Source organism: Tetragenococcus muriaticus DSM 15685 (assembly GCF_000423785.1).
GTDB lineage: Bacteria > Bacillota > Bacilli > Lactobacillales > Enterococcaceae > Tetragenococcus > Tetragenococcus muriaticus.
This window is the reverse complement of record NZ_AUIQ01000048.1, coordinates 1-15,214: the sequence shown is the minus strand read 5'-3', so window position 1 is coordinate 15,214 and position 15,214 is coordinate 1. Positions and strand designations below refer to the sequence as shown.

The following is a 15,214-nucleotide window of genomic DNA, read 5'->3' as shown; positions in this document are numbered from 1 at the left end:
CCGCGACGAATCTATATGAATTTACAACAATTGAATCGACTATTCAAGTGTCATTTCAAGAAAGAAGACATTTATAAGGTCGCTAATTCTAGATTAGGTTGGTATAGGAAATGCGGGATGGACGTTGTCAACTTTACGTTAAGTCCGAAAGTTTTAGCCATAAAGAAAAAGGATCGACCTGGATTGGTTGATCCTTTATCCTACTATCTAAATAAAGCGTGAAAACAGTACAAATGTAGCGCCGTATACGAGGACCGTACGTACGGTGCGACGGGAGGGGCGGAAATTTATTTCCCCTCTACCCTATTTAGAACCATCTTTTTTTATTAAGCATTTAAAACAGAAATGATGTTTCAAAATAATATAATTATTATTTTATCTATTGAAATGTTATTTCTTTTCATTTATAATGAAAGCGGATTATAAAAGGCGGTGCATATGATATGTTAGGTTTTTCAGTATTTTTGGGAGAAGGTTTATCCGCAGAAAAAAGATGCTATATCCAAAGAATGAAACAAATGGGGTTTACACGTGTGTTTACTTCTTTACATATCCCAGAAGACGATCCACAAAAAGTCATTGAAACATTACAACAACTTAAAAAGTTAACCCAAAAGTTACAAGTCGATTTAATGGCAGATGTGTCAAGTACTGGATTACAACGTTTAGCTATCGATCTCAACCAGCCGAAAGCTTGTGAACAACTAAAAAATTTAGGAATTACAGGGGTACGAATGGATTATGGAATGAATAACCAAACAATTGCTGCTGTTTCGCGTCAAATGAATGTAGGGCTTAACGCTTCGACTTTGACAAAAAATGATGTAGCAGAATTAAACGCATATCAAGCAGATTTTAGCCAAATGGAACTATGGCATAATTATTATCCACGACCTGAAACCGGGTTATCGAAAGACTATTTACAGTCAATAAATCGCACATGGAAGGATCTTGGTTTTAAGGTTGTAGCATTTGTCCCTGGAGATGAAAATTTACGAGGACCATTGTATGCTGGATTACCAACTTTGGAAAAACATCGTCATTGTCATCCATTAGCAGCAGCGATCGATTTATTGAACAATTGCAGTTGTGATGCTGTGTATATTGGTGATAACGGACTTTCAAGAAAAGTTCAAGAACAATTTAGCTCGTACTTTGAGGATAGAAATATGCTACTTGAAGTGAAGTCGTTAGCTGGTTCTTATTTTTCTCTTGCTTTAGGGAAGCATACGAATCGTTTAGATGATGCTCAGGATGTTATTCGAAGTCAAGAAGCAAGAAAAAATAATTGTCAAACAATTGAAGTAGAAAATAATTATTCACGAGAACGGGGGGCTGTAACAGTCGATAATAAAAAATATTTACGCTATATGGGAGAAGTACAAATTACTAAGCGTGATCTACCAGCTGATAATAAGGTGAATGTGATAGCTAGAGTAGTAAAAAAAGATTGTGAGTTGATTGAATATATTAAGCCCGGCCATTTATTTAAATTAAAGGAAAGAAGGGACCCTAATAGTGAGTGAATTGGGAAAGTTAGCTACTGAGACAAGAAATCAAAAAACAATGGCATTAGATGATATGAATGTGATGGAAGTATTACAAACGATGAACGAAGAAGATAAAAATGTTCCTCTTGCTATTGAAGCAGCGCTACCACAAGTTAAAACCGTTGTTGAGCAAATTATCCAGTCTTTTAATAACAAAGGACGTCTACTTTATATTGGAGCTGGTACAAGTGGACGCTTAGGTGTACTTGATGCAGCGGAGTGTGTTCCTACTTTTGGTACTGATCCCGAAATGGTACAAGGGTTAATTGCAGGTGGAATGAAAGCAATGACTGTAGCTGTCGAAGGAGCCGAGGACTCCCAAGAGCTTGCAAGAAAAGATTTGGCAAAAGCTTCTTTAAATGAAAACGATATTGTTGTTGGTATTGCTGCAAGTGGACGAACACCTTATGTGATTGGTGGATTGGATTATGCTAAGGAAATAGGAGCAACAACGGCTTCAGTAGCTTGTAATGAAAATGCTCAAATCAGCCAACATGCGGCATTTCCTATCGAAGTCGAAGTTGGTCCCGAAGTTTTAACGGGATCAACACGATTAAAGTCTGGTACAGCTCAAAAGCTGATATTAAATATGCTCTCAACCGCCTCAATGATTGGTATTGGAAAGGTATATAAAAATCTAATGGTAGATGTTCGAGCTACCAATGATAAATTAGTAGAAAGATCCAAACGAATTATTATGCAAGCCACTGACTGTAGCTATGAACAAGCAGATAAAGCTTTTTATCAAGCGGATGAGAATGTAAAAGTTGCAATAGTAATGATTTTAACAGGGGTTGGGAAAAAGGAAGCAAGTGACAAATTAATTCAGGGCAATGGTTTTGTTAGGAACACACTTTAAAAGGAGGAAGAAAAAGTGGCAGATAATGTAACGAAATTGGCAGAAGAAATTTATGAGCATGTCGGCGGTGTAAATAATGTAAACAAGATTGTTAATTGTATGACTCGTATTCGTATGGGTGTTATTGATGATAACAAGGTGGATCTTGAAGGATTAAAAGCTGTCGAGGGTGTAATGGGTGTTGTCGAAGATGAAACTCTACAAGTCGTGCTCGGTCCTGGAACTGTAAGTAAAGTTGCGCAAAAAATGGCAGATATGGCAGGAGTAGAATTAGGCGAAGAGCGACCAGATGGCACCTCTGTGGAAGAATCTCCTTCAGAAACAAGTGGAAAAGAAGACGTTAACGCTAAGGCAAAAGAAGTGCATGCGGAAGTGAAGAACAAAAATCAAAAACCTTGGTCAAAAGTTTTACGATCCATTGCTAATATTTTTGTTCCATTAATTCCAGCCTTTGTAGGTGCCGGAATTATTGGTGGAATCGCCTCTGTTTTAACAAATATGCTAGAAGCTGGAACCATTTCTGGTAGCGTTTGGGTCAATATCATAAGTGTTGGTTCGATTATTCAAAGTGGTGTGTTTACTTACCTAGTGATTTACGTAGGGATTAACGCTGCGCGTGAATTTGGCGCTTCGCCAAGTCTGGGTGGGGTTATTGGTGGTGTCACCATGCTAACCGGTATGAGTGAAGAGCTACCGCTTCCTAACATTTTTACTGGAGAACCGTTAGCTGAAGGTCAAGGCGGCGTAATTGGCGTCATTATTGCTGTTTTTTTGATGGCGCAAGTGGAAAAATGGTTGCATAAAATAGTACCAGATGCAGTTGATATTATTGTGACGCCAGTACTTACACTAGCTGCTATGGGTGTTGTTACGATTTTCTTTATCATGCCTTTAGCAGGATGGATTTCTGATGGTCTTGTAGGTGGTATTAGTTGGGTTCTAGGTGTCGGCGGTGCTTTTGCCGGCTTTGTATTAGGCGCTTTATTCTTACCAATGGTTATGTTTGGTCTACACCAAATTTTAACACCAATTCATTTATCATTAATCGAAACTTACGGTAGCACCACTTTATTACCTATTTTGGCAATGGCTGGTGCTGGACAAGTTGGAGCAGCATTTGCTTTGTGGTTGCGTTGCCGCGGGAATAAGAAATTAACCGAAATGATTAAAGGGGCGTTACCAGTTGGGATCTTAGGGATTGGAGAACCATTGATTTATGGAGTTACATTGCCTTTAGGACGACCTTTTATTACTGCTTGTTTAGGCGGTGGAATTGGTGGTGCTGTTGTTGGTTTACTTGGCGGTGTAGGATCTATTTCTATTGGGCCAAGCGGATTGGCTTTGATTCCTTTAATTTCAGGTGGCGGTGTACCAATGCTTAATTACGTCATTAGCTTAATCGCAGGCTACATTGGTGGCTTTGTATTAACTTATTTCTTTGGGACCAACGAAGATATTCGAGAAGGTAGAATTATATGAGAAAAGCAGTCATTTTTGATGTAGATGGTGTCATTGTTTTTTCAGAAAAAGCTTACCAAAAGCGACGTGCGCATTTCTTTGAAAAAATTGGACTTCCAGTATCTAAAAAGATGCAAGAACAATTTGTCGGGTCAAATGCTCAAGACATGTTTGAGTATTTGGTTCCAAATGATGAAAAAAAGCGTGAGAAATTATTACAAGCTTATAAAGCATTTCGAGGGCAATATTCGTTAGATTACAAAGAAATGTTTAATTCTGATGTTTCCCCTACGTTGGAGAAGCTGGCTAATAAAAATGTTCGTATGGCGGTGGCTTCTTCAGGACCTTTAGAAAATATTTACCAAATTTTGGAAGCAAATCGTATTAAGGAATACTTTGAATTAATTACCAGCGGAGAAATGTTTGCTCGTAGTAAACCGAATCCTGAAATTTATCAGTATACGACTGAGCAACTTCATTTATTACCGAGCGATTGTTTAGTGGTAGAAGATTCAAAGATTGGCATTGAAGCTGCGCGGCGGGCAAATTTGCCCGTCGCAGCTTTGAAAAGTCATCAATTCAATATTGACCAGTCCCAAGCGACTTATCAAATTGAATCGACAAGTCAGTTACTAGACTTAATTTAAATATAAGTAAGTTTTTACTTTTTGAAGCAAGGCACTAAGAAAGAAGGGTACTTATATGAAAAAGTGTTGGAAAAAGATTATGATGTTTTCTATAGTACTTAGTATTTTATTTTTTACCAGTGCATGTGTAGTTCAACAGAAAATGGAAGTGAGAGAAATTAACAATCCTAAAGGCTCTTACCAAGTTAGTCAGACCTATCCAATTCAAGCAGAGGACGAAGAATTTGACAGTTCCCTTTTGACAAATCAGATGCAAACCTTTCATGGTTATACCGGACAAGGTGAGTTGTTGTTAAAGACGAATGATAGAAAGGCATTTGAGATTTATGTAAATGATGAACAAGTCATAGCTAATTTACGAGATGGAACTTGGCAGCAAGTTGATATTTCAGAACTTACCAAAAATGGGGATAATGCTTTACAAGTCAGTCAAGTTGAAAATAATAGTAAGGCAGAAATGGCTATAAAAATTCCTTATCCGATTTTAGAAGATAAAACCAATGACTATGTTAATAATGATAATTTTGAGTTTATCGACCAACTTATTCATGCAGAAATAGAAAATGGATTTTCCTCGGCACAATTGGTAGTGACAAAAAATGGAAAAATGATTAAATCAAGCGCATACGGAGATGTAAATGCCTACGATCAACAAGGTAAACGTCAAGAAAATAGCGCGAAAGTCACTGAAGATACTCTGTATGATTTGGCTAGTAACACCAAGATGTATGCGACGAATTATGCTATTCAAAAGTTAGTTTCAGAGGGAGACTTGGATATTAACCAAAAAGTTAGTGAAATTTTTCCTGAGTTTAAAGATGAGGAATCTGATGAGATAAAAGGAAAAGATGATTTAACAATTAAAGAAATTTTACAGCATCAAGCAGGTTTTCCAGCAGACCCTCAATACCACAATAAGAACTACGACCCTGAAGCAGATGATTTAACAACACCTGATGCCAATCAGGAACTTTACACACAAGATCGAAATAACGTTATGGAGAAAATTATAGCTACACCCTTAGAATATGAACCGGGCACAGAAACAATGTATTCCGATGTTGATTATATGCTTCTAGGATTTATTATTGAGAAAGTGACACAGCAAAGTTTAGATGAATATATGGCTCAAAACTATTTTCAACCTTTAAATTTGCAACATACGACATTTAGGCCCTTAGATCATCATTTCAAAAAAGACCAAATTGCTGCGACTGAATTACATGGGAATACTCGTGACGGGGCAGTTGATTTTGATAATATTCGAAAACAAACGGTCCAAGGCGAGGTTCATGATGAAAAAGCTTTTTATTCGATGGAGGGTGTAAGTGGACATGCAGGGCTCTTCTCTAATGCAAAAGACTTAGCCGTATTAACACAAATTACAATGAACCGAGGGGGTTACGGGGGATATCAATTTTTTGACGAAGATACGATGGATCAGTTTATTAAACCTAAAGATACAGACCCTAGCTTTGGTTTGGGGTGGCGTCGTAAGGGTCAACAATTATACTCTTGGGCATTTTCACCCTTAGCTAATACTAGTACAATTGGCCATACAGGTTGGACGGGGACGTTAACGGTGATTGATCCTGTTAATCATATGTCTGTAGTCCTATTAACGAACACTAAAAATACTCCAGTCGTTGATAATGAGGAAGATCCAAATGATTTTGTTGGCGATCACTTTTTAACAGGACAATATGGTCTAATAGCAACATTAGCTTTTGATAGTCATAAAGAAGATAATCAAGCGGCTAATAATAGTAAATTGATTGATATGGTGAACGCTAAATATCGTTATATGAAGGCTAATAAAAAGGAACAAACTTCAAGCGATTATTCGCAATTACAGGCGTTACTTGACGTAGTAGACGAACGTAAAGGAGATAGAGAAATCGCTCGTTTTGTTCAAACGGAGCAGTTTAAAAAAATAGATAATTTTGCAGATGGTGATTAAAGAGCAGCAAAATGAAATATGTAACAGATGAGGTGCAGGGAAATGAATATTCTTTTTACCATCCAACATCAACGAAATAAATTACCAAAAGCTGAAAGAAAGTTAGCTGGATGGATTCTTGAACAACCACAAAAAGTCATTTATATGAGCGCAAAAGCTTTGTCGGAAGCTTCCAATACAAGTCCTGCAACCGTTGTAAGGCTGTGTTATTCACTAGGATTAGAAGGATTTACTGATTTAAAATTGAAACTTTCTGCTAGTCAACCAGCAATTGAAGGAAACTTGTATACAGATATCGATCCGGATGAAAGCATCCAAACAATGAAGCAGAAATTGTTATTAAAAATGACAGATGGACTGGAAAAAAATGGTGAAAAACTTGAAGTAGAAGCTGTTGAGAAAGTGGTACATTTGCTAGAATCCACCGATTCCATATTTACCTACGGGATTGGTGCTTCAGGCATTGTGGCGGATGATTTTGCGCAGAAATTTTTACGAATTGGAAAAAAAGTGATTTATAGTAAAGATTATCATTTATTGACAACAGCGATTGTAACGAATGAGGCACCAGCTTGGGTTTTTTTAATTTCGAATTCAGGGGAAAAACAAGAAGTGATCAATCTAGCTTTGCTAGCAAAGGAGCAAGGAACGACGGTCGTTTGTATGACAAGTAAGGCCCATTCGACTTTGGCAACTGTTGCTGACGTGTTGTTGCATACAGCAGATGGCGGAGAAGCCCCTCTAAGAAGCTCAGCAACCAATTCATTGTTGATACAATTATATACGGTGGACGTACTGTTTTCTGCCTATGCAACCAAGCATTATGATAAAATATTAGGACAGTTAGAACAAACAAAAACAACTGTACAAATTATTGAACAAAATGATTAAACATAGTCTAGTGCCTTCCTTTTTTTGTTAGTGTTTGAATGACAAGAAATAGGAAACTCACTAGGCTATTTTTGAGATTCTGTTGTAGAATGGAGGTATTCAAAGTTACTATTTCAAAGTAGAATAAAAGAATAGATAAAGCAAAAAGGAGAACGCCATGGAGACACAGAAATTAGCGATTATTGGCATAGGACATGTAGGATCCAGTATATTAGCAACGGCTGTCCAAACAGAACTTTTTGGCGAGATCGTTTTGATTGACCCAAGAAAACAGATGGCTTTTGGCGAGAGTTTGGACCAAATGCATGCAGGCGGTTTATTGTCGCGTAAAAATATTACGATTTATGTAGGAAGCTATAAGGATGTGGCAGATGCAGATATTGTTATTATTGCCGCAACTCATGTTTATGTAGATAAAGAGATACCGGCAGATCGTCAGGCACTTTTAACAAAAAATTTACCAATTGTTCATGAAATTATGGGAAATATCTCGCAATATACGCAAGAAGCCATGCTGATTTTTGTTACCAATCCAGCTGATACGATTATTCATGTGGCTGCATCTTATGATTATCCTAAAAATTTACTTTTAAGTACTGGGACAATGTTAGATTCATCGCGTTTACGTCAATTACTTGGCCAACGTTATCATGTAGATCCTAAATCAGTTTCTGGATATATGATGGGCGAACATGGCTATGCTGCTTTTCCCGTGCTCAGTCATTTGACAATTGGTGGATTGGACTATAATGAATTACCGACCTATTTTCCTGAAGTTCCACTGCTTACAGCAGAAGAAGTAAAAAAAGAAGTTGTACAAGCGGCCTATGATGTATTTGATGCTAAAAGTGGAGTGACTAATGTGGCGGTATCCCAATCTGCCATTGATATCGCTCGTTGTATTTTATTAGATGAAAAAAGTATTTATCCGGTTAGTACGCCTATGACAAATGGAGAGTACGGGGTTACAGGGGAGTGTGCTTATAGCGTTCCTTGTATATTAGGAAAATATGGAGTGGAGAAAAAATTATTGGTGCCATTAAATGAATGGGAAAAAGAAAAGTTGGAAGAATCTGTAGCTAGTATACAACAATCAATCAAATTAACGTAATAAAAAGAAGCGTATCTGTTCTACTTTTTAAACAAAAACAGAGGCTGGGACAAAAGTCGCCTTAATAATAAAATATCCGAACTATAAGAGAGATTGCTCCTGCGGTCCAGCAGGTCCTCGTCGCAAATTCACGACAATTAGAAAATCTTATCAAATATCGTTCGGGTATTTTTGTCTTGTCTTTATTTATGTCCCAGCTTCTGTTATATATATCATGGGTTAACGCCCGATTTGGAAACGGGTGATATACTCTGCTGTTTCTTCGATTGACATATCATCGATCTGTACAGTTTTTGCTTTTAATTTATGGTAGATATCTTTGGCATAATCCATTTCTTCTTTGATATGAGAAAGATCAGTATAAGAAGAACTTCCACCTAGTCCAAGCGAATTTAACCGTTTTTCGCGTGTTCGTTGGATCACTTCAGGCGTGGCTACTAAACCGATAAGCTTTTCCTTTGGCACATCAAAAATCTCTTTAGGCAGAGAGACCTGCGGAATTAGTGGTAGATTAGCTACTTTGTAGGACTTATTTGCTAGATACATGCTTAAAGGTGTTTTTGAAGTACGTGAAGGTCCTAAAATAACATAATCTGCTTTAAAAAAACCTTTTGGGTCTTGCCCATCATCGTATTTTACAGCAAAATCAATTGCTTCTATTTTTGTAAAGTAATCAGGGGTTAGTTTATGTTGTGCTCGTGCTTCTCCTTGAGGTTCTAGACCAGTTTTCCCTTGAATAAATTTCATCATAGGTGTCATAAAATCTACATAACTTAAAGAAGTACGTGCGACAAATTCATGAGCAGTTTCGTTGAAAGAATCTTTAACTAAAGTACTAGCAACAATAGCTCCTTCTTGTAAGGCATTCCTTAAGATTTTAAGTAATTCTTCTTTAGAATCGATAAAGGCAAAGTGTTGTGTCTCAATAGTAGTTAATTCTGGAAATTGAGCGAATATAGCAGTTGTAATCTTTTGTGCAGTCTCACCGGTGGAATCAGAGATAATAAATAATTTTATCGAGTATTTTGTACTCATTGTGTGCTTTCACCTCAGCCTTTCTTTTTTAGCATCTTTTTGTCAGCGCTAACAAAACAGAGAACATAATCTCATTTGTAAGTTCTACTCAACTCCTCTCATGTATAACCAATAACCATCGTGTTAGCTTATCAAGTGTACACTCTTATTTCCGGTTGAAAATAAAGCTAAAGTTCATAGAAACGAGATATAAAAAGAGCTCATACCCTTCATATTCTATTACCTACCCATATCATAGCGTATCTATAGTTAAACAGCAATTCTTTCGTTTAGATTACGATTGACGAGATTTATCGTTAGAAAAATATTAAGAAGGTTCTAAATAAAGCGTAAGGTTTTACAGCTAATGTCTTTTTAATTTAAATTTTCATAGCTTTGCTTTATGATAAATATGTAAAGTTGTTTTTTACAATATGTGAAATTATTTAGGAGGAAAAGAACATGGCTGAACAAACAAGCAAGACTGTAAAGGCAAGTGGAGCTAATGCGAACCAAGAACAACATCAGGTTGCTGGGGAATTAACTTTTGAAGATAAAGTTATTCAAAAAATTATCGGCATTGCTTTAGAAAATGTATCTGGCTTATTGCACGTTGATGGCGGCTTTTTCTCAAACATGGCAGAACGTATTTCTAGTTCAGATAATGTCACAAATGGCATAGAAACTGAAGTTGGCAAAGAACAAGTGGCAGTAGACTTAGACGTTGTTATTGAGTACCGTAAAGATGCAGAACAAATTTATGACCAAATTAAAAAAGTTGCTGCTGAACAAGTCAAAAAAATGACACATTTAGACGTAGTGGAAGTCAATGTGCATGTTGAAGATATAAAAACAAAAGAAGAAATCGAACAAGAAAGCGAAACAGTCCAAGATAAAGTAACGAGCGCTGGAAAAACGACAGGCCAATATATTTCACAACAAACGAATAAAGCGACTCAAAGTATCAGTGAAGATGTAGAAAACATACAAGAAAACCGTGAACCTAGAGTGGAGTAACCAAAAAAAGCTGTGACAAAAGAAAAAACTTATGTCACAGCTTTTTTGAATGCGATCGTCTAAGGCTTTACTAATTCAGTTGGTGAAGTATCTCGGGCGTAGTTAATGTACTTTAAAAGTAACTCTGGCGACTCTTTGCCACCCTTTTTAATCCATAGTAATAAAATAGAAATAGTACTTGAAAGCAGAATTTCTTCGGCGTAGTCATTCGGAATCTTTTCAATCAATAATTGGCTTTTATCATGCAGATTAATGTATTTTTTTAAGGTGTTTGTAAGTAACTGCTTAAATGTAGAGACAAATTTAGGGTCTCCATTTTCTTCTACCAATGCCTTAATAAAAGCTAAGTCATCTTTTACATAATATAGGGCATCAAGAATTAACCGATCCGGTATTAACGGGTTTTCTTCTTCCTTTTCTACGGGTTTATCAAATATTTGTTGAATATTTGATAAAATTTCTTCTTCTAATTTTTCAATCAAATCATATTTATCGAAGTAATGAAGATAAAATGTTCCTCGATTAATTTGTGAGTGGCGTGTGATATCGCTGACTGTAATTTCTTCTAAATGTTTTTTGCTAAGTAAATGGATTAAAGCTTGTTTGATTTTTCTTTTTGTTTGTGTATTGCGTTGCATGTCTATCTCCTTTTCTAAATATAGTGTCCAATGAAAGCGTATGTAAAATCAACATTATGTGTCATTAATTGCTTAAATGGACAAAAATTTGCGAGCTGTTTATGGAAATCCGATAATAAGCATACTATAATGTTACGTGAAACTCAACAAGGTGTTCATATAAGGAGGAATTTTTGGATGACCTATATTGAATTAAAAGATAGCACGAAAAAATTTAAAACCGGCGATACAGAGATTATCGCAAACGATTCTCTCTCTTTTTCTATTGAAAAAGGAGAACTAGTCGTCGTATTAGGGGCCTCTGGCGCAGGAAAATCCACGTTACTAAATATTCTAGGAGGCATGGATACCAATGACAGTGGCCAAGTAATAATTGACGGTGAAAATATTTCTACGTATTCTGATAAAGAATTGACTACTTACCGTCGTCATGGTGTAGGTTTTGTTTTTCAATTTTATAATTTAGTACAGAATTTGACGACAAAAGAAAATGTGGAGCTAGCTTCAGAAATTGCTAAAGATCCCTTGGATTCTGTCGATGTATTACAACAAGTTGGGTTAGACGATCGTATCGATAATTTCCCAGCTCAACTTTCAGGTGGTGAACAACAACGGGTCTCCATTGCTCGAGCCATCGCAAAAAACCCGAAAATTTTACTTTGTGATGAACCTACAGGAGCCCTAGATTCACAAACGGGGAAACAAATTTTACAGATTCTACAAGATAGAAGTAGAAATGAAGGTTCAACGGTAATTATCGTTACGCACAATTCAGCGATTGCTCCTATTGCTGATCGTGTGATTCGTATGTGTGATGCTAAGATCCAAAAGGTTGAAACAAGTGGACAACCAAGCGATATTAATGACATTGAATGGTAGGTGGAAAAATGCATAAGAAAAAGCTTTGGAAAGATATCGGACGTTCGATTACCGGTTCTTGGGGTAGGTTTTTTTCTATTTTAAGTTTGATGGCGTTAGGAACCTTTGCCTTTGTAGGACTAAAAGTTACAGGACCTGATATGCGTGCGACAGCGGAAAATTTTTATGATCAAACGAATTTAGCTGATATGATATTGACTTCAACTTGGGGGTTGAATGACTCTGACCAAGATCGTTTAGCAAACGCCGATCAGCTAGAAAGGGTAGAGTATGGCTATTTAGAAGATGTGACTGTTAAAGATACTGATACGAGTATGCGCATTTTTTCCACACCAGAAGATCTTTCAAAGTATGAAGTTGTTGAAGGAAATATGCCTCAAGAAGACGACGAAATTGTTTTAGATTATCAGCAGCAAAGTCATTTTGAATTAGGGGATACGATTGATCTTAACCAAGGAGAATCTGACGACGAAGAAGATGCTGATGAAGCGGAGGAAACTTCACAAGAAATTTTAGATAGAACTTCCTACAAAGTAGTTGGTTTTGTTAAATCGAGTGAAATTACCGAAACAACAAATATTGGTCAAACGACAGTTGGTACAGGACAATTAGATAGTTATGGTGTAGTACCAGAAGGAAACTTCGATTCAGACGTCTATATGATTGCTCGCATGAATTTTTCTGATACACAAGGCTTAAATGCTTATAGCGATAATTATGATCAATTAATTCGTGAGCATCAAAATTCTGTTGAAGAATTATTTGCTGATCAAGATGAACAACGCTTGTCAGATGTTAAAGAGGATCGTCAGCAAGATATTGATGATGGCTGGGATGAGATCAATGATACTAGACAAGAGTTAGAAGATGCTCGCTCACAACTTGATGATGCTCAAGATCAAATACAAGAAGGGCAAGAGCAGATTGATGAAAATCAGACTCAGTTAGCTCAAGCTGCAGGGGACCAACCTCAAGAACAAGCTCAACTTGAACAAGCTCAAGAGGAACTGGAAGAGCAAAGGGAAGAATACGAAGAAAATCGAGAAGAATATGAAGAGCAAAGACAAGAAGCCGATGAGGAAATACCAGAAAGAGAAGATGAGCTAAGAGATGCTCAAGATGAACTTGATGATCTTGAAGCACCTGAGTATACCTTTGAAGATCGTAAAGAAGGGAACCCTGGTTATAAACAATATTTAGAAAACTCCCAACGGGTCGATATCTTATCGAACATCTTCCCAGTATTTTTATTTGCTATTGCGGTATTAGTTAGCTTGACTACGATGACACGATTTGTCGAAGAAGAACGAGTAAATACAGGAACTTTAAAAGCTTTAGGTTATAGTAATTGGGATGTTAAGAAAAAATTTGTGGTCTATGGGATAGTTTCTAGTTCACTTGGCGCAATATTAGGAACGGCTTTGGGACATACATTGTTGCCATCAGTTATTTTTGAAGCCTACGCTGCTTCATCTACCTTTAGTCAGGTGACCTTGAATTTTTCTTTACTTTATACATTGATCGGATTTGCCATTGCCATAATATGTACGACATTGCCAGCCTATTTGGTAGCAAGCAGAGAATTAAAAGAAAAAACGGCTCAGTTGTTAGTGGCTAAACCACCTAAAAAAGGCTCTCGAATTTTATTAGAACGCATTACTCCTCTTTGGAATCGTATGAGCTTTACCTATAAAGTCACGGCTCGTAATTTGTTTCGCTACAAAAAACGGATGTTTATGACGATTTTTGGTGTAGCTGGTTGTGCCGCACTATTAGTCACTGGTTTTGGTATTCGAGATTCCTTAACAGGTATTGTAGATCACCAATTTGAGAATTTGGTTCAATATGATTTAATTGTTAACCAAAATGATGATCTTTCAGATGAAGAGCAAGACCAGCTTAATAACAAATTGGAAGAAGATGATGTTCGTCATGCGACGGATGTTTACTATGAAGAACTAAATGTTCGTGCTGGGGAAAATAATGATATACAAGATATTACTTTGCTAGCTCCTGAGGATGAACGGGCATTTCAACAGGATGTAAACATGATCAATCGACAGTCACAAGAGCCACTATCATTACCAGATGATGGAGTTATCTTATCGGAAAAACTTGCCGATCTGCTAGGTGCTCAAACAGGTGATACAGTAACGTTAAATGATGATGAAGATCAGTCGCATAAAGTAAAAGTTGCAGGAATAACGGAGATGTATATGGGACATTATGCCTATATGAGTCAAGAGGCTTACCAAAATGCTTTTGATTCTAGCGGAGATTCTAATAGTTACTTAGTTACTTTAGAGGATACCTCGCAAGAAAATATTGATAACCAATCCTCAGCCTTTATGGATTTGGATGGGACTCAAGGTGTGGTTCAATCTAGTGCTATAAGTGAACAAATTGATAACGTTATTGATGGGTTGAATAATGTTATTTTAGTTTTAATTACATGTGCTACTTTGCTTGCGCTTGTGGTCATTTATAATTTGACAAATATCAATGTTTCCGAACGAATTCGCGAATTATCTACGATTAAAGTATTAGGATTTTATGATCGTGAAGTTACCATGTATGTTTATCGGGAAACGATCTTACTTTCTGTTTTGGGGATTTTAGCAGGATATGTTGTTGGTTATTTCTTACACGACTTTATTATGCAGACTCTCCCACCAGATGATGCTATGTTTAGCCCAGGCCTAGAACTTTCCAACTTTGGATTATCTGCTGGGATCACTTTATTGATTACTTTTATTTTAATGTTTGTTATTCATCGGAAGCTAAAAAATATAGATATGTTAGAGGCACTACAATCTGCTGATTAGTGTTGTTTATAAGAAAAGAGGCTCTTTGTCAACTGGTGTTGGTAAAGAAAACTCGATAAATAAAGGAAGCAGTTAGGCGCTATGGTCTAGCTGCTTTTTTTAGTTTGTATAGGTAAGGGTCCGGGTTGGAAATACTTTCCTCGGTATAAAAAGATCCGTTGCCGAAAGTTCTCAAAGCTATGGAAACCATAAGCGACTCGTTTTAGGACTTTAATATGATTATTTAAACCTTCTAAAGGACCATTAGAGTAAGGCACCGTTAAAGCCAGCCGGATCTCTTGTCGATACTTGCGAAAGGTCTTGACTACGGGCTGAAACGGGTCAGGAAGCTGAGACAAATCGGTTTTTAATAATTGATCCAAACG

13 protein-coding genes and 1 pseudogene are annotated in these 15,214 nt (G+C 36.8%); 11 read left to right on the top strand and 3 right to left on the bottom strand.

All coding sequences use genetic code 11. From position 1 onward, the window contains the following. The 8 genes and pseudogenes from G577_RS12345 to G577_RS0107860 all read left to right on the top strand — a co-directional run. A pseudogene (locus G577_RS12345) lies at nt 1-222 on the top strand (group II intron reverse transcriptase/maturase); the annotation flags it as partial. 221 nt (nt 223-443) lie between these two features. Continuing rightward, nucleotides 444-1,526 carry a DUF871 domain-containing protein gene (locus G577_RS0107890; protein WP_028790751.1) on the top strand — a complete coding sequence of 361 codons (1,083 nt, stop codon included), beginning with the start codon at nt 444-446 and terminating at the stop codon, nt 1,524-1,526. Beyond that, on the top strand, nt 1,519-2,409 hold the full coding sequence (gene murQ / locus G577_RS0107885; RefSeq protein WP_028790750.1) for an N-acetylmuramic acid 6-phosphate etherase: 891 nt from the start codon (nt 1,519-1,521) through the stop codon (nt 2,407-2,409). Before G577_RS0107890 ends, murQ begins: the two co-directional genes overlap by 8 nt. Nucleotides 2,410-2,424: 15 nt before the next feature. Continuing rightward, the gene (locus G577_RS0107880) at nt 2,425-3,888 is read left to right on the top strand and encodes a PTS transporter subunit EIIC (protein ID WP_028790749.1); all 1,464 of its coding nucleotides are present in this window, start codon (nt 2,425-2,427) and stop codon (nt 3,886-3,888) included. Beyond that, the gene (locus G577_RS0107875) at nt 3,885-4,514 is read left to right on the top strand and encodes an HAD family hydrolase (RefSeq protein ID WP_028790748.1); all 630 of its coding nucleotides are present in this window, start codon (nt 3,885-3,887) and stop codon (nt 4,512-4,514) included. Before G577_RS0107880 ends, G577_RS0107875 begins: the two co-directional genes overlap by 4 nt. 55 nt (nt 4,515-4,569) lie before the next feature. Beyond that, nucleotides 4,570-6,474 (top strand): penicillin binding protein PBP4B, encoded by a 1,905-nt coding sequence (gene pbp4b / locus G577_RS11280; RefSeq protein WP_244869455.1) that lies wholly within the window; start codon nt 4,570-4,572, stop codon nt 6,472-6,474. 42 nt (nt 6,475-6,516) lie between these two features. After that, nucleotides 6,517-7,365 carry a MurR/RpiR family transcriptional regulator gene (locus G577_RS0107865; RefSeq protein ID WP_038024249.1) on the top strand — a complete coding sequence of 283 codons (849 nt, stop codon included), beginning with the start codon at nt 6,517-6,519 and terminating at the stop codon, nt 7,363-7,365. A 157-nt stretch (nt 7,366-7,522) separates the two neighbouring features. After that, on the top strand, nt 7,523-8,476 hold the full coding sequence (locus tag G577_RS0107860; RefSeq protein WP_028790746.1) for a lactate/malate family dehydrogenase: 954 nt from the start codon (nt 7,523-7,525) through the stop codon (nt 8,474-8,476). Between the two features lie 219 nt (nt 8,477-8,695). On the opposite strand, the gene G577_RS0107855 is transcribed toward G577_RS0107860, so the two are convergent. After that, nucleotides 8,696-9,511, bottom strand: coding sequence for a pyruvate, water dikinase regulatory protein (locus G577_RS0107855; RefSeq protein WP_028790745.1), 816 nt, complete (start codon nt 9,509-9,511; stop codon nt 8,696-8,698). Between the two features lie 441 nt (nt 9,512-9,952). Between G577_RS0107855 and G577_RS0107850 the strand changes: the two genes are divergently transcribed. Further along, complete coding sequence (locus tag G577_RS0107850; protein WP_028790744.1) at nt 9,953-10,507, top strand: Asp23/Gls24 family envelope stress response protein; 555 nt, start codon at nt 9,953-9,955, stop codon at nt 10,505-10,507. Nucleotides 10,508-10,566: 59 nt separating this feature from the next. On the opposite strand, the gene G577_RS0107845 is transcribed toward G577_RS0107850, so the two are convergent. Then, nucleotides 10,567-11,145, bottom strand: coding sequence for a TetR/AcrR family transcriptional regulator (locus tag G577_RS0107845; protein WP_028790743.1), 579 nt, complete (start codon nt 11,143-11,145; stop codon nt 10,567-10,569). A 177-nt stretch (nt 11,146-11,322) separates the two neighbouring features. Between G577_RS0107845 and G577_RS0107840 the strand changes: the two genes are divergently transcribed. Then, complete coding sequence (locus tag G577_RS0107840; protein ID WP_028790742.1) at nt 11,323-12,024, top strand: ABC transporter ATP-binding protein; 702 nt, start codon at nt 11,323-11,325, stop codon at nt 12,022-12,024. A gap of 8 nt (nt 12,025-12,032) precedes the next feature. Continuing rightward, nucleotides 12,033-14,849, top strand: coding sequence for an ABC transporter permease (locus G577_RS0107835; protein ID WP_028790741.1), 2,817 nt, complete (start codon nt 12,033-12,035; stop codon nt 14,847-14,849). Between the two features lie 86 nt (nt 14,850-14,935). Here G577_RS0107835 and G577_RS0107830 read toward each other — a convergent pair. Then, on the bottom strand, nt 14,936-15,214 hold a 279-nt coding region (locus G577_RS0107830), incomplete at its 5' end, for a transposase (RefSeq protein ID WP_028790740.1).

Coding starts and splice junctions, on each gene's coding strand:
- G577_RS0107860 (WP_028790746.1), top strand. CDS start 7,523: ATGGAGACACAGAAATTAGCGATTATTGGCATAGGACATGTAGGATCC.
- G577_RS0107855 (WP_028790745.1), bottom strand. CDS start 9,511: ATGAGTACAAAATACTCGATAAAATTATTTATTATCTCTGATTCCACC.
- G577_RS0107845 (WP_028790743.1), bottom strand. CDS start 11,145: ATGCAACGCAATACACAAACAAAAAGAAAAATCAAACAAGCTTTAATC.
- G577_RS0107865 (WP_038024249.1), top strand. CDS start 6,517: ATGAATATTCTTTTTACCATCCAACATCAACGAAATAAATTACCAAAA.
- G577_RS0107835 (WP_028790741.1), top strand. CDS start 12,033: ATGCATAAGAAAAAGCTTTGGAAAGATATCGGACGTTCGATTACCGGT.
- G577_RS0107850 (WP_028790744.1), top strand. CDS start 9,953: ATGGCTGAACAAACAAGCAAGACTGTAAAGGCAAGTGGAGCTAATGCG.
- G577_RS0107875 (WP_028790748.1), top strand. CDS start 3,885: ATGAGAAAAGCAGTCATTTTTGATGTAGATGGTGTCATTGTTTTTTCA.
- G577_RS0107890 (WP_028790751.1), top strand. CDS start 444: ATGTTAGGTTTTTCAGTATTTTTGGGAGAAGGTTTATCCGCAGAAAAA.
- pbp4b (WP_244869455.1), top strand. CDS start 4,570: ATGAAAAAGTGTTGGAAAAAGATTATGATGTTTTCTATAGTACTTAGT.
- G577_RS0107840 (WP_028790742.1), top strand. CDS start 11,323: ATGACCTATATTGAATTAAAAGATAGCACGAAAAAATTTAAAACCGGC.